We start from the raw sequence: 21619 nt of genomic DNA on the forward strand, positions 1-21619 counted from the left end.
GCATGAAGCCGATCTGGATCGTTGACGATGACCAATCCATCCGCTTCGTGCTGGAAAAAGCGCTGATGCGCGAGGACCTTCCCACGCGCAGCTTCACCAATGCGCGCGAGGTGCTCGCGGCCCTGGACACCGCCAACGACGACGACGGCCCCCAGATCCTGGTGAGCGACATCCGCATGCCGGGCGGCAACGGGCTGGACCTGCTCACGAAGGTGAAGGAGCGGCACCCGGGGCTGCCCGTCATCATCATGACCGCGTTCTCGGACCTCGACAGCGCGGTGTCCGCCTTCCAGGGCGGCGCGTTCGAGTACCTGCCCAAGCCCTTCGACCTGCCCAAGGCCATCGAGCTGATCCGCCGCGCGGTGGAGGAAAGCCAGCGCGAAGAGGTCGCCGAGGAGCGCATGGCCGGCACACCCGAGATGCTGGGCCAGGCACCGGCGATGCAGGACGTGTTCCGTGCGATCGGGCGGCTGTCGCAAAGCAACGTCACGGTGATGATCACCGGCGAGTCGGGCTCGGGCAAGGAGCTGGTCGCTCGCGCGCTGCACAAGCATTCGCCGCGTGCCGGCGGGCCCTTCGTGGCCATCAACACCGCGGCCATTCCCAAGGATCTCCTGGAGTCCGAGCTCTTCGGACACGAGCGCGGCGCCTTCACCGGCGCGCAGACCATGCGCCGCGGCCGCTTCGAGCAGGCCGAAGGCGGCACGCTCTTCCTGGACGAGATCGGCGACATGCCATTCGACCTGCAGACGCGCCTCTTGCGTGTGCTGAGCGACGGGCACTTCTACCGCGTGGGCGGGCACAACGCCATCAAGGCCAACGTGCGCGTGATTGCCGCGACGCACCAGGACCTGGAGCAGCGCGTCAAGGAGGGCAACTTCCGCGAGGACCTGTTCCACCGCCTCAACGTCATCCGCCTGCGCCTGCCTGCGCTGCGCGAGCGGCGCGAGGACATCCCGATGCTGGCGCGGCATTTCCTGCAGCAAAGCGCCAAGCAACTCGGGGTGGAGCCCAAGCGCATTTCCGATGCGGCCATCGCCAAGCTCACCTCGTTCGCTTTCCCCGGCAACGTGCGGCAGCTGGAGAACATCTGCCACTGGCTCACGGTGATGGCGCCGGCGCAGCTGATCGAGGCGAAGGACTTGCCGCCGGAGGTGGGGGGTGTCCCCGAAAGTGCGCCTCAGGTCGTGGCGAAGCCCGCGCAGGCCGAGGCTGCCGTGCACGCGGACGAGGGTGCCGCGCCGGCTCCAGCTGTCGCTGCTGCTGCGCCGGTGGCAGCCGCGTCCGGCTCGCACGACTGGGAGTCGGCCCTCGAAGCCGAAGCCATGGAAATGCTGCTCGCCGGGCGCCACGACGTCTGGGACGCGCTCACGCGCCGGTTCGAGTCGCGCCTGATCCACACCGCGCTCGCCAACACCCGCGGCCGGCGCATCGAGGCCGCGCAGAAACTCGGCATTGGCCGCAACACCATCACGCGCAAGATCCAGGAGCTCGGGCTGGAGGAGTGAACGGCCCGGATCAACGCGTCAGGATCCTCGCAAGCATCTGCATCTGCGGCGAGAGGGGGTACATGTGCGTGTACTGCAGCAGCTGCTTGCCGATGAGCCGCACCCGCAAGTCGAAGCCCGGTATCTCGTAGGGGTTCGTCAGCGGCTCGTTGAAGGGCGGCACACCGCCCGCCTGGAACTCGAAGGCAACGGACACGCGCGCGCCGCTCGCGCGCCCGCAGGAGCGCGACCCCCAGTGCAGCAAGGCCTGGTTCCAGCACAGGATGCTGCCGGCACTTGCCGGCAGTGCCCGGATGTCCTGGTAACGGAAGGTGCGTTCGCCATCGCGCGGCGTGCCGTATACCGGGTCGCGGTCGGCGGGCACGACGTACATGCAACCATTGAGGGGGGTGGCGTCGGTGAGCGGCAGCCAGATCGTGATCGACTGCGGCGAGCCGTCGGGGAACAGCGACCTGGAGCCCTTGTCACGGTGTGGGGCCCAGCCGCTCTCCTCTGTCTCGGGATTGACCAGCCAGGCCCAGAAGTCGGGGAGGCGCTGGAAACCGGGCCCGAGTACAGCCTCGATCAACTTGTTCAAGCGGAAGTACAGGCACCAGAACTCGTCGTACACGAAGCTGAAGGGCAGCGGCACGTCGGTGGTCGAAAGGCGCTGCACCGCTTCAGCCAGTCCGGCGATCGGCAGTTGCCAACGCTCCGGCGGCAGCTGGAAATAGCCCTCCTTGAGGATCGCCGCGCGAAGTGACTCGGCCGTGGCCGGGTCGACCTCGGCGACGGCTTGGCCAGCGAGAAAGTCCGCGTCCTCGACGTGCAATGAGGGTGCGAATTCCCGCCACCACCCGGGCGAGGAGAATCGCTGGAGATCGTTCAGGATCGGCATGGTCACCTCCGCACTATCTTACGCACAACCCTCGGGTACCATCCCGCCATGATCCAGCCGGTGATCCTCTGCGGCGGCTCCGGCACCCGCCTGTGGCCGCTCTCGCGCAAGGCGTTTCCAAAACAATTCGTGCCCCTGATCGGCGGGCGCAGCCTGATCGAGCTGACGCTCGAGCGCGTGCGTCCGCTGGCTTCGCCCGCTGAAGGCGTCATCTGCGTCGGCTCCGAAACGCACCGGTTCATGGTGGTGGAAGCCATGTCGTCCGCGGGCGTCACCGGCAGCATCCTGCTCGAGCCGGTGGCGCGCAACACGGCAGCGGCAATGGCACTCGCCGCATTGCAAGCTGCCGGCGCGGACCAGTTGCTGCTTTTCTGCCCGTCGGATCACCACATCCCCGATGTGGAGGGCTTTGCCGCGATGGTCCGCGCGGCCGCACCCTGCGCGAACGAAGGGCAGGTCGTGACCTTCGGCGTCGTGCCCACCTTCCCGAGCACCGCCTACGGCTACATCGAGCGCGGCGCCGCGCGCGCGGACGGCGGCCATGCCGTCGCCCGCTTCATCGAGAAGCCGGATGCGCAAAGAGCGCAGCAACTCCTCTTCTCGGGCGGCGTGCTTTGGAACGCCGGCATTTTCCTTTGCAAGGCCGGTACGCTGCTCGCAGCCCTGGAGCAGCACGCCCCAGACATCCTCGCGCAGTGCCGCCTCGCGATGGCGGGCGCAAAGGCGGACGGCATCTTCATCCGTCCCGCGCAAGCGCCGCTGCAGGCGTGCCGCTCCGAGAGCATCGACTATGCGGTGATGGAGCGCCATGGGGCGGTGTCGGTTTTTCCGTTCGGCGGCCAGTGGAGCGACGTCGGCAGCTGGAACGCGGTGGCCGACATGTGGCCGGCCGATGCCGACGGCAACCGGATCGACGGCAAGGGCATCGCCATCGACGCCCGCAACAACTTCGTCCACGCACCCACGCGGACGGTCGTGGTGCTGGGCACCGAGAACCTGCTGGTCATCGACACCGCCGACGCCGTGCTCGTCGCCGACCGCTCGAAGGCGGAGCAGGTGAAGAACGTCGTCGCCGAGCTCGAAAAGCGCGGCAGCCCCGAAGCCGTCAACCACCGGCGCGTCGCGCGCCCCTGGGGCACCTATGACGCGATCGAGCAGGGCGACCGCTTCCAGGTCAAGCGCATCGTGGTGAACCCGGGCGCCTCGCTCAGCCTGCAGAAGCACTACCACCGCTCCGAGCACTGGGTCGTCGTGCGCGGCACCGCGGAAGTCACGCGTGGCAAGGAAACCTTCCTGCTCTCGGAGAACCAGTCGACGTACATCCCGCTCGGCGAGGTGCACCGCCTGCACAACCCGGGCAAGACGCCGCTGGAGATGATCGAGGTGCAGTCCGGCAGCTACCTCGGCGAGGACGACATCGTGCGCCTCGACGACAACTACGGGCGCGTGGTGCCCATCGCGGACGCGACGAAGAAGCAGGCCTGAGCGCCCGCGCCCCTAGAGATCCACCGTCACCGGCGCATGGTCGCTCGGCTGCTTCCACTTGCGCGGCGTGCGGTCGATCGCGCAACCCTTCACGGAGGGCTTCAACGCCTCGCTCACCAGCACGTGGTCGATGCGCAGCCCGCGGTTCTTCTGGTAGCCGAGCATCCGGTAGTCCCACCAGCTGTAGCTTTTTTCCGGCTGCTCGAAGAGGCGGAAGCTGTCCACCAGCCCCAGTTCCAGCAGCTTGCGGAAGTGGTCGCGCTCCTCGGTGGTGTGGTGGATCGTCTCGCGCAGCCCCTCTGGGTCGAACGAGTCGCGGTCCTCCGGCGCGATGTTGAAATCACCCAGCAGCACGAGGCGAGGGTGGTGCTCCAGCTCGCTGCGGATGTAGTCGCGCAGGCCGCGCAGCCACGACATCTTGTAGTCGAACTTCTCGGTGCCGGGCGCCTGCCCATTCACGAAATACCCGTTGACCACGCGGATCGCGCCTTCGGGCGTGTCGAGAGTCGCCGAGATCACGCGCGAGTTGTCGTCCTCGAAGCCGACGATGTTCTTCACGACGTCGCGCACCGGGTGGCGGCTCATGATCGCCACGCCGTTGTACGTCTTCTGCCCGAACACCGCGCAGTGCGGGTAGCCGTGCTCGCGGATCGCGTCGAGGGGGAACTTGTCGTCGGTGAGCTTCAGTTCCTGGAGGCACAGCACGTCCACCGGGTTGGCGGCCGTCCAGTCCAGGACGTGCTGCAGCCGCGCGGTGAGCGAGTTGACGTTCCAGGTCGTGATCTTCATACGTGGGCAACCGCCAGGCCGCCGATGACGAGGCCGATGGCCCCGACACCGAACATGCCCCACTCCAGCCATTTCTTCTTCGTCAGCAGCGCGATGGCGGCCAGCGCGATCGACACCTGCAGCGCCGTCGTCGCCTGGGCCCAGCGGTGGTGCAGGTGCATCTGGTCGTCGCTCTTCTTGTCCCAGTCGGTGGCTTCGGCCTCCAGCTTGTCGGCGGCGAGCTTGATCTCGGCCTTTTCGGCCTTGTAGCGCTCGATCTCCTTCTTGTACTGCTCCTGCTTCTCAGCCGGCAGCAGCTGCATCGTGACCTCGTACAGGTTCTGCTTGCTGCTCTTGGCCTGGTAGTAGTTCCACTGGTTGGACGCCTCGGTCTTCTTGATCGCGGCGTTGTTCTTGTACAGGCCCGCGTTGGCCTGCGTGGCGCCGCCCATGTACGCGAAGATCGCGCCGACCGTGGCGATGACCGCGGTGAACAGCGCGATCTGGTTGGTCATGCTCTGGCCGCCGATGCCGTGGTGGGCATGCTCGCCGCCATGGTCGCCGGCAGCATGCTGCTGCGCGTGCTCCAGCTCGTGGTCGTGCGGGCCGTGGACGTGGAAACCGCCTCCGGACATGGTGTTCTCCTCTCGAGGTATCAGCGCTTGCTGTAGGTGACGAAACTGTAGGGCAGGCCCGTGGCCGAAACGTGACGCTCGCGCGCGGTCTCCTGCCACTCGTCGCCCAAGGTGGGGGCGAAGGCGTCGCCTTCAAAGTCCTGGTCGATCTCGGTGACGACCGCAAAGTCGGCCAAGGGCACCGAGAGGTTGTAGATCTCGCTGCCACCGATGATCCAGGCGAGCGGTGCGTCCGCGCAAAGCTCGATCGCCTCTTCCACCGAACCGACCCGCTCGGCGCCTTCGGCCTGCCAGCCTGCCTGCCGCGTGACGACGATATTGCGCCGCCCGCTCAGCGGCCGGAACTTCGGCGGGATCGAGTCCCAGGTCTTGCGCCCCATGATGACCGGGCAGCCCATCGTCTTGCCCTTCAGGTGCGCCATGTCTTCCGGCAGGCGCCACGGCATCGTGCCGTCCTTGCCGATCACGCCGCCGCGCGAGCGCGCATAGATCAAACCAAGCTTCATGTTCAGACCGCGACGGGTGCCTTGATCGGCGGATGCGGGTCGTAGCCCTCGAACGCGAAGTCCTCGAATTCGTAGTCGAAGATCGAGGCCGGCTTGCGCTTGATGGCGAGCGTGGGGTAGGGCCGCGGCTCGCGCGAGAGCTGCAGCTCCACCTGCTCGTGGTGGTTGCTGTAGATGTGGCAGTCGCCGCCGGTCCACACGAAGTCGCCCACTTGCAGGTCGCACTGCTGCGCCATCATGTGCGTGAGCAGCGCGTAGCTCGCGATGTTGAACGGCACGCCGAGGAAGATGTCGGCGCTGCGCTGGTACAGCTGGCACGAGAGCTTGCCGTCGGCCACGTAGAACTGGAAGAAGGCGTGGCACGGCGCCAGCGCCATCTTCGGGATGTCGGCCACGTTCCAGGCGCTCACGATGATGCGGCGCGAATCCGGGTTCTTGCGGATGGTGTCGATGGCCTGCTGGATCTGGTCGATGTGCCTGCCGTCCGGTGTCGGCCAGCTGCGCCACTGCACGCCGTAGATCGGGCCGAGGTCGCCGTCCTCGCGCGCCCATTCGTCCCAGATCGTCACGCCGCGCTCGCGCAGCCAGTTGTTGTCGCTGGACCCTTTGAGGAACCACAGCAGCTCCACGATGATGGACTTCAGGTGGACCTTCTTGGTCGTCACCAGCGGGAAGCCTTCGTTCAGGTCGAAGCGCATCTGGTAGCCGAACACGCTGCGCGTGCCGGTGCCCGTGCGGTCGGTCTTGGGCGTGCCATGCGTGTACACATGGCGCATGAAGTCTTCGTACTGGTGGCGGACGGGGCGCGGGTCGTTCATTTCAGTAGCCACCGAGGAGAGTGTCGAGCGCGTCCTGGATCTCGAGCTGCTGCGAAGCGAGGTTGTCGACGGGCCGGCGCAGGTCGGCCATCGGGACCGCGCCGATGGCGGCCGGGTCCATCACGACCTTCTTGCCGTCCACGGACAATTCCGGGTTCAGGCCGCGCAACCTGCGGTGCAGCGCCGCGGGGCTCCACAGCGGCACGACCACGCGCGTGTCCATCCCTTCGAGGAAGTCGTTCTGGACGTCGAGGTAGAACGGGACGAACTTGCGTTCCGCTGTGTCCGGGTTTGCATACACGTCGTAGCGAGCCAAGTTCAGTCCTTCTTCCTGCCGTCGCCGAGGCTGCGGCCGAACGTACGGTACTTCGCGAGCGGCAGCCCGAACTTGGCGATACGCTCGTTGTACGCCTGGATCGCTTCCTTGTTCTCCTCCTGCCACTTCTCCCAGTACCGGCGCTTCACTTCCTCGGCCAGGAGCGTGTCCACAGTCTGCGAAATGTTCATTCCAAGTTCCTTCGCCATCTCCAGCACCTTGCTGTTGAGTGACAGGTTGGTGGGCTTCTTGGGTGCACCGTCGAACTTCAACATGACTGGGCTCCATGAACTATGCGCATATTATAGGCGCACGACCCTTCCGGGATTCAATGTTCCCCTGGGGTCCAGCGCGCGCTTGACCGCACGCATCATCTCCACCGCCACCGGCGACTTGTAGTTCGGCACCTTGTCGACCTTGATCGAGCCCACACCGTGCTCGGCGGAGATCGAGCCGCCGTGCTTGTGCACCTGGTCGTAGACGATCGTGTTGACGCGCTCCTCGTAGTCGCGAAGGAACTGGGCCGCATCGCCACCCACCGGCGCCTGCACGTTGTAGTGCAGGTTGCCGTCGCCGAGGTGGCCGAAGTTGACCATGCGGACGCCGGGGATCTCCTGCGCCAGCAGCGCATCGGTTTCGCGGCAGTACTGCGGGATGCGCGACACGGCCACCGAGATGTCGTGCTTGATGTTCAGGCCTTCCTCGGCCTGCGCGAGCGGGATCGACTCGCGGATGTGCCACAACTGGTGGGCCTGCGCCAGGTTCTCGGCGACCACGGCATCCGTTACGCAGCCTTCCTCCAGCGCCGTCTCCAGCAGGCGCTCGAACTGCGTGCGCGCGTGCAGCTCGCTCTCGGAGTCGGCGTTCTCCAGCAGCACGCAATACGGCACATCCTTGTACAGCGGGATGCGCATCTGCGTGAAATGCTTTGCGACGAGGCTGAGCGCGAATTGCCCCATCACCTCGAAGCCCGTGAGCGAGGAGGCGAGGTGCTTCTGCGCCAGCCCGAGCAGTTTCACGGCGTCTTCCAGCGAAGGCACCGCAGCCCATGCGGTAAGCGTCGCCGCCGGCAGCGGGTAGAGCTTCATGGTGGCCGCTGTGATGATGCCCAGCGTGCCTTCGCTGCCGATGAAGAGGTCGCGCAGGTCGTAGCCGGTGTTGTCCTTGCGCAGGCCGGACAGGCCTTCCCAGATTTCGCCTTGCGCCGTCACCACTTCGAGGCCAAGGCAAAGGTCACGTGTATTGCCGTAGCGCAGCACCTGCGTGCCACCGGCGTTCGTGGACAAATTGCCGCCGATGGTGCAGCTGCCCTCGGCTGCAAGGCTCAGGGGGAACAGGAAGCCCGCTTCCTGCGCCGTGTCCTGCAGCGACTGCAGCACGCAGCCGGCTTCGACGGTGATGGTGAGGTTGGCCGGGTCGATGTTGCGCACGGTGTTCATGCGCGTGAGGCTGAGCAGCACCTGCGTGCCGCTCTCGTCGGGGACGGACCCGCCCACGAGGCCGGTGTTGCCGCCCTGCGGGACGATGCTGGTTCCGGCCGCAGCACAGGCACGGACCACATCGGCGACTTCCTGCGTCGTGCGCGGCCGCACCACCGCCAGCGCCTTGCCGCGCGAGCGCTTGCGCCAGTCCTGCTCCCAGGCGGTGAGGTCACCCTCGGCCAGTACGTGGGCGTCGCCCACGATGTCTTTCAAGGTTTTCAGCAAATCGGTCATGGGGACTTCTTCAGCCGCAGGCGCACGTGCAGCGCGCAGGCGGCAAACAACACGAGGGTCAGCACGATCTCGAGTACGGCCAGTTGCGCGCTCGCGCCGCGGTCGCTGGTGGCGCGCACCACGCCCTCGAAGAAATAGAGCCACACCAGCAGGCTGGTCCAGCGGTAGGTGTACATGCGACGGCGCAGCAGGCCGGCGAGCGGCAGGCACAGCGGCAGGGCCTTCAGCGCGAGCCATGAGCCGCCGGGACGCAACGGCGCCCACCAGAGCTCCCATGCGAGGCACAGCGTGATGAGCGCGAGCAATGCACCCACGGCGGCCCAGCGCGTGGCTTCGACGGCAAGGGGTGCGGCAACTGCGGGGGCGGTATCCATCTGCGATGGCATCATAGCGGCCGATGCGCATTCCCCTCCTGCTGGCCGACCTCTCGCGCTTCCCGTGGAAGTCCACCGCGCTCACCTTGCGCGAGCGCTTCCGCGAGGACCAGCTGGGCCTCACAGCCAGCAGCCTCACGTTCACGACGTCGATCGCGCTGGTGCCATTCTTCACGGTGGCGCTGGCCATCTTCACGGCCTTCCCGATGTTCAACCAGCTGCAGGCGAGCCTCGAGGCGTGGCTGGTGCAAAGCCTCGTGCCGCCGGCCATCTCCAAGCAGGTGCTCGGGTATCTCACGCAGTTTTCGGGGCGCGCGAGCCGGCTGGGCACGGTAGGTCTTGCGATCCTGCTGGCCGCGGCGCTCGCGCTCGTGCTCACGATCGACCGCACGCTCAACAAGATCTGGCGCGTGCGCAGGCCGCGCCCGCTGGGGCAGCGCGTGATGATCTACTGGGCGGCCGTCACCCTCGGCCCGCTGGTGCTGGCGACGAGCATCAGCATCACTTCCTACGCGATCACGGCTTCGCGGGGGTTCGTCGGCACGTCGCTCGGCATGCTGCCGACGCTGCTGGCGATGGTGGAATTCGTCCTGCTCGCCGCGGGGCTGAGCGCGCTTTACCGCTTCGTGCCGAACACCCCGGTGCGCCCGACGCATGCCATCACGGGCGGCGTCATCGCTGCGATCGGCGTCGAACTCGCCAAGCGCGGCCTCACGCTTTACTTCGCCAAGGTGCCGACGTATTCGGCGGTTTACGGCGCATTCGCGACGCTGCCGATCCTGCTCGTGTGGATCTACATCGCGTGGGTCATCGTGCTGCTCGGCGCGGTCATCGCCGCGTACATGCCCAGCCTGCTCGTGGGCGCACGGCGACGCCCCGGCGGGGCAGGGTGGCAGTTCGAGCTCGCGCTGGAGGCACTGCGGCACCTGAACCTCGCACGCTCCACGGTGCAGCACGGCCTCACCATGCAGCAGCTCTCGGCTGCGACCGAAGCCGACGAACTGCAGCTCGAGCCCGTCCTGGACGCGCTCGTCCAGCTGGACTGGGTGGCGCGCATCAACGAGCAGACGGACGGTGCCGAGACACGCTACGTGCTGCTCGCCGAACCCGCGGTCACCTCCATCGAGCCTCTCGCGAAGCAGATGCTGCTGCCGCGCAACGCCGCGACCGAGCGTTTCTGGCGCAACGGCGGCCTGGCGAAGATCTGCCTGAAGGACGTCGTCTAGCGCATCCGCCTCGGTGCGTCGGCCGTATAGCGGGCAGGGAGCCGCCCGGCTCCCCCAACCCGACCGTTTGGAGGCTGCCATGCCCGTGATGATGCTGATGCAGTGGGACAACGTGACCCCGGCGCAATACGACGCCGTGCGCAAGATCGTCAACTTCGAGGCCGACCCGCCGCGCGGCGGGCTGTACCACGTCGCCGGGTTCGACGACAAGGGCATGCGCGTCGCGGACGTGTGGGAGCGCGCGGAGGACTTCCAGGCCTTCGTCGAGCAGCGGCTGATGCCGGGCGTGCAGAAGGCCGGGATCACCGGCGAGCCGAAGGTGAACATCCTTCCAGCGCACAACGTGTACGCGCCGGGGTATGTGCGGCGCTGAGCCAGGCGCCCGGCTCGATTTGGTCAAATCGAACGATTTGGCTAAAATGCGCGAATGCAGACCTTCAGCGCCAATGAAGCCAAGACCCGCTTCGGCGAGTTCATCGACCGTGTCCAGCGCGAGCCCGTGCGGGTGATGCGCCACGACCGCGTCGTGGGTGTGATGGTCAGCGCCGAAGACTACGAAGCCATGCGTGTCTTCTACGCGAACCGCTTGCAGCAGACGCTGGACCAATCCGCCGCCAACGCCAAGCGTGCCGGCTTGACGCCGAAGCAGCTGAAGGCCCTGCTGGCCGATGAGAGCTGACCGCCGCCTTGCGGTGGTCGTCGACACCAACGTCTGGATCAGCGCCGCGCTGTCGCGTGACGGGGCTCCGGCGCTGGTCGTCCGGCGCGTGCTTTCCCACGGCGTGCCCGTGTTCTCCGAACGCACGTTCCACGAGCTCGAATCGCGCCTGTGGAAGCCCAAGTTCGATCGATACCTGACCATGGAGCTGCGCAAGTCCCTGCTGCACGACCTGAATGCAGCTGCGCTGTGGGTCGACGTACCCGAGGCGATCGCTGCGGTCGCGCACAGCCGCGACGCAGACGACGATCACTTCGTCCATGCCGCACTTGCGGCCGGCGCCCCGTGGCTGGTGACAGGCGACCAGGACCTCCTTGCCCTGAAACCGATGCCGGGACTTCAGGTCGTCACGCCCGCGAAGGCACTGACGCTGGAAGGCTTAAAGGGCTGAAGTCAGAACGGGATCTTGCCCGTCCAGATGTCCTTGTACATCACGTAATCACCCATGAAGCTGTAGAACGGGCGCTTGAAAGTGGCCGGCCGGTTCTTCTCGAAGAAGAAGTGGCCGGTCCATGCGAAGGCGTAGCCGACGAGCAGGCCGATGGGGAACCACCACCAGTCCCTCGTGACCAGGAGGGTGACGAGGCATGCCGTGCCCAGTGAGGTCCCCACGAAGTGGAGCCGCCGGCACGTGCGGTTGGCGTGCTCGCTCAGGTAGTAGGGGTAGAAGTCGGCGAAGCTCTGGAAAGCCTTCGCCTCGGTGGTCGTGGTCATGCTGTGTCTCCTCGCGCGGTTTTACCGCAGGGCGAACGGCGCGTGCAAGAACCCCCTGAAACGTGCGCGACCGCCTCGGGTGGGGGATTCGGTCAGGCGATAGCCGGGGAAACGCGCGAGGAACCGCCCGACGGCGATGCGCCCCTCCAGCCGCGCGAGGCTCAGGCCCGCGCACTGGTGGATGCCGAAGCCGAAGGCAAGGTGCCGGTTCGGCTCGCGGCGCAGGTCCAGCTTGTCCGGGTCGGCAAACTGCGCCGGGTCGCGGTTCGCCGCGCCGATGCACAGCGTGACGAGCGCACCTGCGGGCAGTTGCACACCGCCGACCTCGCACGCGACAAGCGCGCGACGGTTGCCCAGCTGGTTGGACGATTCGAACCGCAGGAATTCGTCGACGGCGAGCGTGAGGGACGCCTCGTCAGTCGTGCGCAGCAACTGCTGCAACGCCTCCGGCCACTCCTGCAATGCGCAAAGCGCGTTGCCGATGAGGTTGGTGGTGGTCTCGTGCCCCGCGTTCAGGATGAACACGCAGTTCTGCACCAGCTCGCTTTCGCTCAACTGCTCGCCCGCTTCTTCACCCTGGATCAGGCGCGTGAGCACGTCGTGCTCCGGGTCGCCGGGGTGCCTGCGCCGGTCCGCCACCAGCGTCTTCAGGTACGCGGTGAACTCACCCACGCTGCGGTTGCCGCGCTCTTCCTGCTCGGGCGTGAGCTTCGGCTCCAGCGCGCCCAGGATCGCGAGCGACCAGTCGCGCAGCGGCCCGCGGTCGGCGTGCGGCACGCCCAGCAGGTTGCCGATGATCTCGACGGGGATCGCGGACGCGAAATCCTCGACCAGGTCACCGCCGCCCTTGGCCTCGATCGCATCCAGCAGCCGGTCCACCAGCGCCACCAGCCCCGGCTCCATCTCCGCGATGGCGCGCCGCGTGAGCGCCCCCATGATCAGCTTGCGCACGCGCGTGTGCAGCGGGGGGTCGTTGAACACGAGGCTGGTCGTGTGGTGCTCCAGCAGCGGCGAGCCGGCACCGTACTTCGGCGTGAACTCCACCTTCTTGTCGGAGCTGAAGGTGTGCGCGTCGCGGTACACGGCCACGAGGTCGGCGTAGCGCGTGAGGAAGTACGAGCCGTCCGGCATCCGGCGCACGGGCGCCGTCTCGCGCAGGCGGGCGTAGACGGGGTAGGGGTTGGCGTAGAAGTCGGGTGGCAGCGCGCGCAGGTCGAAGCCGTCCGCGATCTCGCGGGCGCGCGCGTCGCTCATCGGGGGTGTGATCGTGACCGTCATGGTTTCTCGGGGATCGTGCGCAGGTCGTCGCCGGCCAGCCCCACCAGCAGCGCGCGGCCGTCGGGCATCACGCGGAACTCGCCGTACTTCGCGGCGTTCCAGCGCTCGCCGTCGCCCTCGGTGAAGAACCACGCGTCGCTCACCAGAACCCAACGGCCGCCCTTGGGCGTGAGCTGCATCAGCAGCTCGCCGGCGCCCACGGGCTCGCGCGTGCGCACGACGCGCACCGGCTGCGCGACGCCGCGCGCATCGAGCTTCATCACCGCGTAGGGGCGCACGCTGATCGTCTCCTCGCCGAACTCCTCGACGCCGCCGGGCAGGCTGTAGTTCAGGCGCATGTAGTCGCCTTGCATCAGGGAGCGCGGGTCGACCGGTGCGAGGCGGACGAATACGCGCGCGCCTTCGGCGATGAGCGTCTCCTTTTCGCGGATGGCGTAGTTCGCAACCGCCAGTGTCAGTACAGCGCCCACGCCCAGGAACACCGCACCGCGTCCCAGTGCAGGCGTGCCCCTCGTCGCGACGGCCGCGGCGCGGCCAGAGGCCACCCATGCAACTGCTCCCAACACAGCGGCGGCCGCAACCAGCACGCCGGCCTTGATGCCCAGCGGCCACTGCAGCTGGTAGTAGAACGCGCCGACGATCCACACCGCGGCCAGCGCGCACGCGGCCGCGAGGCGCCAGCGCTGCGTCGCGGCCGTCCAGGCCGTCGCGAGCAGCACGCCGCCCAGGGCGGGCATGAAGAAGGCCAGTGCCGCGACCACCGCGCCCACGAGCGCCGCTGCCGGCGTGCGCAGCGTCGGCCACGCCCGGCCCAGCACGACCCCCGCACCGACCGCGCACACCACCGACACGACCCGCAGCAGCCAGGCTTGCGAGTTGCGCCCCGGCGAAAGCTCGCGTGCGATTTCCGCCGCGAAGCCGCTGCCGAATGTGCCGCCCACCAGGAACGTCATGCCCGACCACCATGCGAGGCACGCCACCACGAACAGCAGCCAGCCCGCCGCGACGCTCTCCACGTAGGCGCCGATCCGTGCGCCGCGCGCATCGCGCATGCGCCGCTCGAATGCCATCGCGACGAGCCACCCGGCCAGCGCGTAATGCAGCGCGAACCAGATCGACAGCATCGCCCCGCCGTTCAGCGAAAAGATCTTCTCCGGGATCAGCATGCCCATGAAGAGCAGGCAGGCCGCCGCGCCCAGCAGCGTGCGCAGCCAGGCGCGCGGCAGCAGCCAGGCCACGCCCAGCGCGATGACGCACAGGAGGGCGGCCGCGGCCTGGCTCGCCAGGTCGCGGAACAGGCCCGCCGCGAGCGAGCCGCCGCCCACCAGCAGCGCCGGCAGCGCCAGTTGCTCCACGAAGATCGGCAGGTCGCGCGAGCGCAGGATCACCATCGCCGCCGCCAGCAGCAGCACACCTGCGATGTAGAGTCCCGCGTCGTTCTTCAGGACATCGGCGAACAGCAGCCCCATCACGCCCATGAGCGGCAGCACCGCGAGCCAGGCGCCGATGGCGGTCAGCAGCACCACGGGCCACGGCCGCGCGTCCTGAACGCCCGTGACCGCGTCCGATGGCAGCACGCCTTCGCGCTTCGCGGCGTGCAGGACGGTGTCCAGCCGCGAAGCAGCCTCGCTGGCGTCCAGGCCGGCGTCCACTGGGCTCGCCTCAGCCATACCGCCTCGCCAGCCGCGTGATCGCGCTCACGGACACCGCCAGGAGCCCGGCGGCAAAGAGGCCGATGAAAGTGAGCAGCCCGATCGGCTCGCCCACGCGGCTGTCGACGATCCACCGCACCAGCCCCGCCACGAGCAGCGTATCGATCGCAAGCGCCACCCCGCTGAGCAGGAACACGTCGAACCACTGCCGCATCGCCAGCACGCCCGCGGCCACGCCGAGCAGCCCCAGCGCCAGCACGAACTGCGGCGCCACGCGCGAAGCGAACAGCCCGCCGATCGCGGTCATCGTCACCATCGCGATCGTGAGCGTGCCGGCCGTGCGCAGCGACCAGATCCCGGCCCCGGTGAACCTGCGCAGCCCGCGCCCGAGCGCGGCGACGAGCACCCCCGCCATCACCCAGCCGATGGAATACACGTCGAAGTCCTGCGGCTCCACGCGCCAGCGATGGCCGATGTGCGCGTGCACCCAGGCCGAAATGCCTGCCACCACCACCATGGACCACGGTGCCCACAGCACGTCGCTGCGCGCGCCGAGGCAAAGCGGCAGCGCCAGCAGCGCCCACACGGCAAACAGCTGCCACGTGTCTGCACCCGTCTGGTAGGTCTGGCCGAAATAGGCGAAGAGGGCGCCGATGCACAGCATCGCCGCGAGCGCGAGCGGCGCGCGCAACCGCGGCCGCCATGCCGCGCCGATGCAGAACGCGACAAGCGCGCCCTGCAGCAGCGCGAAGCGGCCCATGCGGCCGAAGTCGTTCCAGTTGGCCGCGATCCAGAGGATCACGCCGAAGCCCGCGAGCGCGCCCGCGAGCACTGCGACCACCGGCCAGAAGCGGCGAGCCACCGCGGCCGGCTCGCTGTCGTAACCCGCGATGCGGAACAGCGCGTCGCCGCGCGCGCGGTCGAGCCCGTAGCGCCCGACCCAGTCGTAGAGCGCGAGCCGCAGGTTCATGCGGCCACCCGCCTTGTGTGCGCAATGCAGGCCGCGTTCATGCGCGGATGAAGTCCTTCAGCGCCTGCAGGGTCTGGTCCGGCGCCTCGGTCATCTGGTGGTGGCCGACGGGCATGCGCACGACCTGCAGGCGCTTGCCCGCGGCGCGCGCGCGCTCGATGAGCGGTTCGGCCGCTTTGGGCGTCGTCATCTGGTCCACGCCGCCCAGCACGAAGAGGATGGGGCAGGTCACCTGCTCGATCGCCTTCTCCGCGTTGGCGTAGCTGTCGCAGGCCTTGAAGCCGCGGTGGAACACGTTGACCTTCGCGTTGCTGCGCAGCACGCGCCGGTTCAGCGCCTTGCCCGCGCCCCACACCCACGTGCCCGGGCCCAGCGAAGAGGGCGGCGGCGCCAGCGTCGAGCGCGAGAACACGTTGATCATGTGGATCGCCTTCTCCGGGTTGGAGAGCGACGCATCCAGCAGCGCCTGCGACACCTTCATCGGCGCGGCGGTGCCGATCAGCGCGAGGTGCGTCACGCGCTCCTCCAGGCGGCTGGCGGCTTCCAACGAGATCAGGGAGCCCCAGCTGTGGCCCACGAGCGCGGCGCGCTTGACGCCGGCCGCATCGAGCAGCGCGCCGACGAACTCCGCGCCTTCTTCCACGGTGGACGGCGCCTCGCCGCCGCTCTTGCAGTGGCCCGGCAGGTCCACCGCCAGCACGTTGAAGCCGTGGTTGGCGAAGTAGCGCGATTGCAGCCCCCATACGCTGTGATCGTTGAGCACGCCGTGCACGAACACGATCGTCGGCTTGGCCGCGTCGAAGGCTTTGCCGCCGGTGTAGCAGAAGGTGGGTGCGCCATTGACGGTGAGTTGCATGGTCAGCCCCCCGCCTTCTCGGCCGCCTTCAACGCCCGCTTGAGGTCGTCGATCAGGTCGTCCGGGTCCTCCAGGCCGATCGACAGCCGGATCGTCCCGGCGCCGATGCCCGCGCCCGCCAGCGCCTCGTCGCTCATGCGGAAGTGCGTGGTGCTCGCCGGGTGGATCACCAGCGAGCGGCAATCGCCCACGTTCGCGAGGTGGCTGAACAGCTTCAGCGCCTCGATGAAGGTGCGCCCCTGCTCGCGGCTGCCCTTGATGTCGAAGCTGAACACCGAGCCCGCGCCCTTGGGGAGCAGCTTCTGCGCCAGTTCGTAGCTCGGGTGCGAGGGGAGCATCGGGTGCGCCACCTTGGCCACGAAATCGTGCGCGTCGAGGAACTCCACCACCTTGCGCGTGTTGGCCATGTGCCGGTCCATGCGCAGCGGCAGCGTCTCGATGCCCTGCAGGATGAGCCACGCCGTGTGCGGGCTCATCGACGCGCCGAAATCGCGCAGCCCTTCGCGGCGTGCGCGCAACAGGAAAGCGCCCACGGTGGATTCCTCGCTGAACACCATGTTGTGAAAACCGTCGTAGGGCTGCGTCAGCTCCGCGAAGCGGCCGGACTTTTCCCAGTCGAAGCTGCCGCCGTCCACCACCACGCCGCCGATCACCGTGCCGTGGCCGGAGAGGAACTTGGTCGCCGAGTGGTAGACGAGGTCCGCGCCCAGCGCGAAAGGCTTCTGCAGGTAAGGCGTGGTGAAGGTGGAATCCACGAGTAACGGCAAACCGTTCTCATGCGCGATCGCGCTGACCGTGGGGATGTCCAGGACGTCCAGCCCCGGGTTGCCGACGGTTTCGCCGAAAAGCAGCCTGGTGTTCGGCCGGATCGCCTTGCGCCAGCCGTCGATGTCGCCCGGCTTGACGAACGTGGTGTCGATGCCGAAACGCCGCAACGTGTAGTGCAGCAGGTTCTGCGAGCCGCCGTAGAGGGCGGTGCTCGCCACGATGTGCGAGCCGGCACCCATCAGCGTGGCCACGGCCAGGTGCAGCGCCGCCTGTCCGCTGGCGGTGGCGATGGCGCCGATGCCGTCCTCCAGGGCCGCGACGCGCTGCTCGAGCACGGCGTTGGTGGGGTTGCTGATGCGGGAATAGACGTGGCCGGCGCGCTCCAGGTTGAACAGGGCGGCGGCGTGGTCGCTCGACTCGAAGACGAACGACGTACTCAGGTGGATCGGCACGGCGCGGGCGCCGGTCGTCGGGTCCGGCGCGGCGCCGGCGTGCAGCGCCAGCGTGTCGAAGCCGGGGTCGGAGTAGCCGGGCATTCGGGGTTTCTCCTCTGTATGGTGTCGTCCCGGATTGTGGGCTATATTCAATTCAAGGTTCCAAGGAGAGATTCCATGAAGGTCAGCGACATCCTGCGTGTGAAAGGCAACACCCTGTTCACCGTCGCGCCCGACGAGCCGCTGTCGAAGGCCATCGACGCCATGGCCGAAAAGGACATCGGTTCGCTGGTGGTCATGGACCATGGCGACCTGGTCGGCATGCTGACCTTCCGCGAGGTCATCCAGTGCATCGTGCGCAATGGCCACACGGTGGGCAACACCACGGTGCGCACCGCGATGGACGACCACCCCACCACCTGCACGCTCGAAACCGAGCTGGACGAAGTGCGCCGCATGATGCTGGAGCGCCACGCCCGCTACATGCCGGTGATGGACAAGCGCATGCTCATGGGCGTGATCAGCTTCTACGACGTCGCCAAGGCGGTGGTGGACAGCCAGAACTTCGAGAACCGGATGCTGAAGGCCTACATCCGCGACTGGCCGTCGTCGGAGGACGAGCAGCCATCGGCCCAGCTCTGAACCGCGCCACGATGGATGCCGGGTCAAGCCCGGCATGACAGCCCTGCGGCGATAATCCTGCCCATGAGCGGCAGCACCTTCGGCAAGAGTTTTGCAGTCACCAACTTCGGCGAGTCCCACGGGCCCGCCATCGGCTGCGTCATCGACGGCTGCCCGCCCGGCATGGCGCTGTCGGAGGCCGACATCCAGCCCGACCTGGACCGCCGCAAGCCCGGCACCAGCCGCCACGTCACGCAGCGGCAGGAGGACGACAAGGTCGAGATCCTCTCCGGCGTCTACGAGGGCAAGACCACCGGCACCCCCATCTGCCTGCTGATCCGCAACACCGACCAGCGCAGCAAGGACTACTCCGAGGTCGCGCAGAAATTCCGCCCCGGCCACGCCGACTACACCTACCTGCAGAAATACGGCCTGCGCGACCCGCGCGGCGGCGGCCGCGCCTCGGCACGGCTCACGGCGCCCATGGTTGCGGCCGGCGCAGTGGCCAAGAAGTGGCTGCAGCAGAAATACGGCACCCAGTTCCGCGGCTGCATGCAGCAGCTGGGCGACATCGCGATCCCGTTCGAAAGCTGGGACCACGTGCCGAACAACGCGTTCTTCGCACCGGTGGCCGACGTGCAGCAGCTCGAGGACTACATGGACAGCCTGCGCAAGTCCGGCGACTCGTGCGGCGCGCGCATCCGCGTGACGGCGAGCAAGGTCCCCGTCGGCTTGGGCGAGCCGCTCTTCGACAAGCTCGACGCCGACATCGCGTACGCCATGATGGGCATCAACGCCGTGAAGGGCGTGGAGATCGGCGCGGGCTTCGGCAGCGTCACCCAGCGCGGCACCACGCATGGCGACTCGCTCACGCCCAACGGCTTCGCCACCAACAACGCGGGCGGCGTGCTGGGTGGCATCAGCACCGGTCAGGACCTCGAGGTGTCCATCGCGATCAAGCCCACCAGCTCGATCATCTCGCCGCGCGACACCATCGACCTGCAGGGCAACGCCACCCAGGTCATCACCAAGGGCCGCCACGACCCGTGCGTGGGCATCCGCGCCACGCCGATCGCCGAAGCGATGCTGGCGCTGGTGGTGATGGACCACGCGCTGCGGCACCGCGCGCAATGCGGTGACGTGAGTTCGCCGCTGACGGCCATCGAGTCCTCGCTCCTGTAGTGCCGCGCAGTCCGCTCATCCCCTTCGCGGGGCTGTCGGCCACGTATTTCGCGCACATCGGGTTCTTCAACCCGTACCTGCCGCTGTGGCTGAAGTCGCTGGGCCTGCCCATCGTCGTGATCAGCCTGCTGACCTCCGTCCAGGCGTTCACGCGCACCTTCGCGCCCTACGCGTGGGGCCATGTGTCCGACCACACGGGCGAACGCATCAAGCTGCTGCGCTACAGCGCGGCGGTGGCGCTGCTGGCGTCCGCGGGCCTGTGGGTGGAGGGCGGCGCGTGGTGGATCGGCTTCATCCTGCTCGTGCTGTTCACGCACACGAGCTCGATGATGTCGCTCACGGAAGCCGCGATGGCGCATCTCGTGGCCGGCGACTGGGGCCGGTACGGCCGCGTGCGCGTGTGGGGTTCCATCGGTTTCATGGCGACGGTGTTCGCGGCCGGTGCTTCGTTCGAGAAGTTCGGCATCGACAGCTTTCCCGCATGGACGGCCGCGACACTCATCCTCGTGCTGGCGTGCACGCTGTGGTTGCCCAACGTGAAGGAGGCCGCGCACGAACGCGAAAAGGGCCAGCCGATCCTGCCCGTCCTGCGTGTGCCCGCCGTGCGCTGGTTCTTCGCGTCGCTGTTCTTCCACGTGATGGCGCACTACGCCATCTATGCCTTCCTGTCGCTGTACCTCGACTCGCTCGGGTACGGCAAAGGCATGATCGGTGCGTTGTGGGCGGTGTCGGTGCTCGTGGAGATCGGCTGGTTCTACATGCAGGGGCGGTTCATCGGGCGCTTGCCCATGCATGGCTGGCTCGTGCTGACGGGTGTCGTCACCGTCATCCGGATGGCCATGACGGCGGGGCTGGGCAACTGGCTCGTCGCGCTCTTCATCGCCCAAGCCCTGCATGCACTGACGTTCGCGACGCACCACACCGCCTGCATCGCGCTCGTCTCGCAGCACTTTCCCGGGCGCCTGCGCGCGCGGGGGCAGGCGCTCTTCACCGTGATCGGCTACGGCTTCGGCGGCGTGCTCGGCGTGCTGGCGGGCGGCGCGATGGTGTCGCGCTGGGGGTACGAGTGGATGTTTGCCGCTGCGGCTGTGCTGGGCGTGTTGGCCACGGTGTGCGCGATGCAGGTGCGGCGCGCGTAGCATCGGCCCCGTCCTACGCCCGGGTGTCGGCAACGCTCCCACCATGAAGGTTTCCCAAGGAGGCCCACATGGACAAGAAACCCCAGGCCAAGGCCGAAGCCACGAAAGAAAAGCAGCGCGAGCTGCAGCGCGAGCAGGACCGCAAGGAGCCGCACGGCAAGCAGGGCGGCGACAAGTCTCCCCCGCAGACCGCCGCGCGCGAACAGCCGAGCGAGCTGCCGGACCAGCACCTGCGCAAGCCCGGCCTCGAAGCCGAGATGGAACTCAAACCCAAGTTCTACGCGCCCGATTACCGGGGCAGCGGCAAGCTCAAGGGCATGGTTGCACTGATCACCGGCGGCGACTCCGGCATCGGCCGCGCCGTCGCCGTCCTGTACGCGCGTGAAGGCGCCGACGTCGCCATCGTCTACCTCGCCTCGCACCAGGACGCCGAGGAGACGAAGCGCCACGTCGAGAAGGAAGGCCGCCAGTGCCTGCTGATCCCGGGCGACGTGAAGGACCCGCAGTTCTGCAGGGACGCCGTCGAGAAGACCGTGGCCGAGTTCGACCGCATCGACATCCTCGTCAACAACGCCGCCTTCCAGGAGCACGCGCATTCGCTGGAGGACATCACCGACGAACGGCTCGACGAGACCTTCAAGACCAACATCTACGGCTACTTCTACATGGCCCGCGCGGCGCTGCCGCACCTGAAGCAGGGCGCCTGCATCATCAACACCGGCTCGGTGGTGGGCCTGCGCGGCAGCGAGAAGCTGCTGGACTATTCCGCGACCAAGGGCGCGATCCACGCCTTCACGATGTCGCTGGCGTCCAGCCTGATCGACAAGGGTATCCGCGTGAACGCGATCGCGCCCGGGCCGGTGTGGACGCCGCTGAACCCGGCCGACCAGAGCAGCGAAGAGATCGTCGAGTTCGGCAAGGACACGGTGTTCAAGCGCCCGGCGCAGCCGGAAGAGCTGTCGCCCGCGTACGTGTTCCTGGCCTCGCCGGTCTGCTCCAGCTACATCACGGGCGTGGTTTTCCCCATCACGGGCACGGTCGGGAGCTGAGGGATAAAGT

General features: G+C 67.8%; 25 protein-coding genes. 10 read left to right on the plus strand and 15 right to left on the minus strand.

What is annotated here, in order from left to right; genetic code table 11:
• Nucleotides 1–2 precede the first annotated feature (2 nt).
• Complete coding sequence (gene ntrC / locus H8R02_RS20900; RefSeq protein WP_187083426.1) at nucleotides 3–1508, plus strand: nitrogen regulation protein NR(I); 1506 nt, start codon at nucleotides 3–5, stop codon at nucleotides 1506–1508.
• A 10-nt stretch (nucleotides 1509–1518) separates the two neighbouring features.
• Here ntrC and H8R02_RS20905 read toward each other — a convergent pair whose 3' ends face one another.
• The gene (locus H8R02_RS20905; protein WP_187083427.1) at nucleotides 1519–2385 is read right to left on the minus strand and encodes a phytanoyl-CoA dioxygenase family protein; all 867 of its coding nucleotides are present in this window, start codon (nucleotides 2383–2385) and stop codon (nucleotides 1519–1521) included.
• Between the two features lie 48 nt (nucleotides 2386–2433).
• On the opposite strand from H8R02_RS20905, the gene H8R02_RS20910 reads away from it, so the two are divergent.
• Entirely contained in the window at nucleotides 2434–3870 is a 1437-nt protein-coding gene (locus H8R02_RS20910; RefSeq protein WP_187083428.1) for a mannose-1-phosphate guanylyltransferase/mannose-6-phosphate isomerase, read from the plus strand.
• 12 nt (nucleotides 3871–3882) lie between these two features.
• Here H8R02_RS20910 and xth read toward each other — a convergent pair whose 3' ends face one another.
• The 8 genes from xth to H8R02_RS20950 are packed head-to-tail and all read right to left on the minus strand — an operon-like array spanning nucleotide 3883 to nucleotide 9002.
• Nucleotides 3883–4659, minus strand: coding sequence for an exodeoxyribonuclease III (gene xth / locus H8R02_RS20915; RefSeq protein ID WP_187083429.1), 777 nt, complete (start codon nucleotides 4657–4659; stop codon nucleotides 3883–3885).
• Nucleotides 4656–5273 carry a DUF4337 domain-containing protein gene (locus H8R02_RS20920; RefSeq protein WP_187083430.1) on the minus strand — a complete coding sequence of 206 codons (618 nt, stop codon included), beginning with the start codon at nucleotides 5271–5273 and terminating at the stop codon, nucleotides 4656–4658. Before H8R02_RS20920 ends, xth begins: the two co-directional genes overlap by 4 nt.
• A gap of 20 nt (nucleotides 5274–5293) precedes the next feature.
• Nucleotides 5294–5779, minus strand: coding sequence for a dihydrofolate reductase (locus H8R02_RS20925; protein WP_187083431.1), 486 nt, complete (start codon nucleotides 5777–5779; stop codon nucleotides 5294–5296).
• Nucleotides 5780–5781: 2 nt separating this feature from the next.
• Nucleotides 5782–6597 carry a thymidylate synthase gene (locus tag H8R02_RS20930; RefSeq protein ID WP_187083507.1) on the minus strand — a complete coding sequence of 272 codons (816 nt, stop codon included), beginning with the start codon at nucleotides 6595–6597 and terminating at the stop codon, nucleotides 5782–5784.
• 1 nt (nucleotide 6598) lies between these two features.
• Nucleotides 6599–6913 carry a CcdB family protein gene (locus H8R02_RS20935; RefSeq protein ID WP_187083432.1) on the minus strand — a complete coding sequence of 105 codons (315 nt, stop codon included), beginning with the start codon at nucleotides 6911–6913 and terminating at the stop codon, nucleotides 6599–6601.
• Nucleotides 6914–6915: 2 nt separating this feature from the next.
• Nucleotides 6916–7188 (minus strand): type II toxin-antitoxin system CcdA family antitoxin, encoded by a 273-nt coding sequence (locus H8R02_RS20940; RefSeq protein ID WP_187083433.1) that lies wholly within the window; start codon nucleotides 7186–7188, stop codon nucleotides 6916–6918.
• Between the two features lie 27 nt (nucleotides 7189–7215).
• Entirely contained in the window at nucleotides 7216–8628 is a 1413-nt protein-coding gene (locus H8R02_RS20945; protein ID WP_187083434.1) for an FAD-binding oxidoreductase, read from the minus strand.
• Nucleotides 8625–9002: a DUF2069 domain-containing protein gene (locus H8R02_RS20950; protein ID WP_255429459.1), complete on the minus strand. Its 378-nt coding sequence runs from the start codon at nucleotides 9000–9002 to the stop codon at nucleotides 8625–8627. The genes H8R02_RS20945 and H8R02_RS20950 overlap by 4 nt, the downstream gene beginning before the upstream one ends.
• Nucleotides 9003–9025: 23 nt before the next feature.
• Between H8R02_RS20950 and H8R02_RS20955 the strand changes: the two genes are divergently transcribed.
• The 4 genes from H8R02_RS20955 to H8R02_RS20970 all read left to right on the plus strand — a co-directional run bounded on the left by H8R02_RS20955 (nucleotide 9026) and on the right by H8R02_RS20970 (nucleotide 11337).
• Complete coding sequence (locus tag H8R02_RS20955; protein ID WP_187083435.1) at nucleotides 9026–10228, plus strand: YihY family inner membrane protein; 1203 nt, start codon at nucleotides 9026–9028, stop codon at nucleotides 10226–10228.
• A gap of 79 nt (nucleotides 10229–10307) precedes the next feature.
• Nucleotides 10308–10601 (plus strand): hypothetical protein, encoded by a 294-nt coding sequence (locus H8R02_RS20960; RefSeq protein ID WP_222622580.1) that lies wholly within the window; start codon nucleotides 10308–10310, stop codon nucleotides 10599–10601.
• A 54-nt stretch (nucleotides 10602–10655) separates the two neighbouring features.
• A complete protein-coding gene (locus tag H8R02_RS20965; RefSeq protein ID WP_187083436.1) occupies nucleotides 10656–10907 on the plus strand; it encodes a type II toxin-antitoxin system Phd/YefM family antitoxin in 252 nt (83 codons plus the stop codon).
• On the plus strand, nucleotides 10897–11337 hold the full coding sequence (locus H8R02_RS20970; protein WP_187083437.1) for a putative toxin-antitoxin system toxin component, PIN family: 441 nt from the start codon (nucleotides 10897–10899) through the stop codon (nucleotides 11335–11337). The genes H8R02_RS20965 and H8R02_RS20970 overlap by 11 nt, the downstream gene beginning before the upstream one ends.
• A gap of 2 nt (nucleotides 11338–11339) precedes the next feature.
• Here the strand turns inward: H8R02_RS20970 and H8R02_RS20975 are convergent, their stop codons facing one another.
• From H8R02_RS20975 to H8R02_RS21000, 6 genes are read right to left on the minus strand one after another with little or no spacing between them, the layout of a single operon-like run.
• On the minus strand, nucleotides 11340–11660 hold the full coding sequence (locus H8R02_RS20975; protein WP_187083438.1) for an Mpo1-like protein: 321 nt from the start codon (nucleotides 11658–11660) through the stop codon (nucleotides 11340–11342).
• Nucleotides 11661–11681: 21 nt separating this feature from the next.
• Entirely contained in the window at nucleotides 11682–12938 is a 1257-nt protein-coding gene (locus tag H8R02_RS20980; RefSeq protein WP_187083439.1) for a cytochrome P450, read from the minus strand.
• Complete coding sequence (locus H8R02_RS20985; protein WP_354004955.1) at nucleotides 12935–14590, minus strand: GDYXXLXY domain-containing protein; 1656 nt, start codon at nucleotides 14588–14590, stop codon at nucleotides 12935–12937. The genes H8R02_RS20980 and H8R02_RS20985 overlap by 4 nt, the downstream gene beginning before the upstream one ends.
• 10 nt (nucleotides 14591–14600) lie before the next feature.
• Complete coding sequence (locus H8R02_RS20990) at nucleotides 14601–15560, minus strand: DUF2157 domain-containing protein (RefSeq protein ID WP_187083441.1); 960 nt, start codon at nucleotides 15558–15560, stop codon at nucleotides 14601–14603.
• Between the two features lie 37 nt (nucleotides 15561–15597).
• The gene (locus tag H8R02_RS20995) at nucleotides 15598–16416 is read right to left on the minus strand and encodes an alpha/beta fold hydrolase (protein WP_187083442.1); all 819 of its coding nucleotides are present in this window, start codon (nucleotides 16414–16416) and stop codon (nucleotides 15598–15600) included.
• A gap of 2 nt (nucleotides 16417–16418) precedes the next feature.
• A complete protein-coding gene (locus H8R02_RS21000; protein WP_187083443.1) occupies nucleotides 16419–17720 on the minus strand; it encodes an O-acetylhomoserine aminocarboxypropyltransferase in 1302 nt (433 codons plus the stop codon).
• A gap of 75 nt (nucleotides 17721–17795) precedes the next feature.
• Between H8R02_RS21000 and H8R02_RS21005 the strand changes: the two genes are divergently transcribed.
• The 4 genes from H8R02_RS21005 (at nucleotide 17796) to H8R02_RS21020 (ending at nucleotide 21609) form a co-directional block, all read left to right on the plus strand.
• Nucleotides 17796–18260, plus strand: coding sequence for a CBS domain-containing protein (locus H8R02_RS21005; RefSeq protein WP_187083444.1), 465 nt, complete (start codon nucleotides 17796–17798; stop codon nucleotides 18258–18260).
• A gap of 63 nt (nucleotides 18261–18323) precedes the next feature.
• Nucleotides 18324–19421: a chorismate synthase gene (gene aroC, locus H8R02_RS21010; RefSeq protein WP_187083445.1), complete on the plus strand. Its 1098-nt coding sequence runs from the start codon at nucleotides 18324–18326 to the stop codon at nucleotides 19419–19421.
• Complete coding sequence (locus H8R02_RS21015) at nucleotides 19421–20560, plus strand: MFS transporter (RefSeq protein ID WP_187083446.1); 1140 nt, start codon at nucleotides 19421–19423, stop codon at nucleotides 20558–20560. Before aroC ends, H8R02_RS21015 begins: the two co-directional genes overlap by 1 nt.
• A gap of 68 nt (nucleotides 20561–20628) precedes the next feature.
• On the plus strand, nucleotides 20629–21609 hold the full coding sequence (locus tag H8R02_RS21020) for an SDR family oxidoreductase (RefSeq protein ID WP_187083447.1): 981 nt from the start codon (nucleotides 20629–20631) through the stop codon (nucleotides 21607–21609).
• Nucleotides 21610–21619: the final 10 nt, after the last annotated feature.

Origin of the sequence: Ramlibacter albus (assembly GCF_014297445.1) — a bacterium.
Lineage (GTDB): Bacteria > Pseudomonadota > Gammaproteobacteria > Burkholderiales > Burkholderiaceae_C > Ramlibacter > Ramlibacter albus.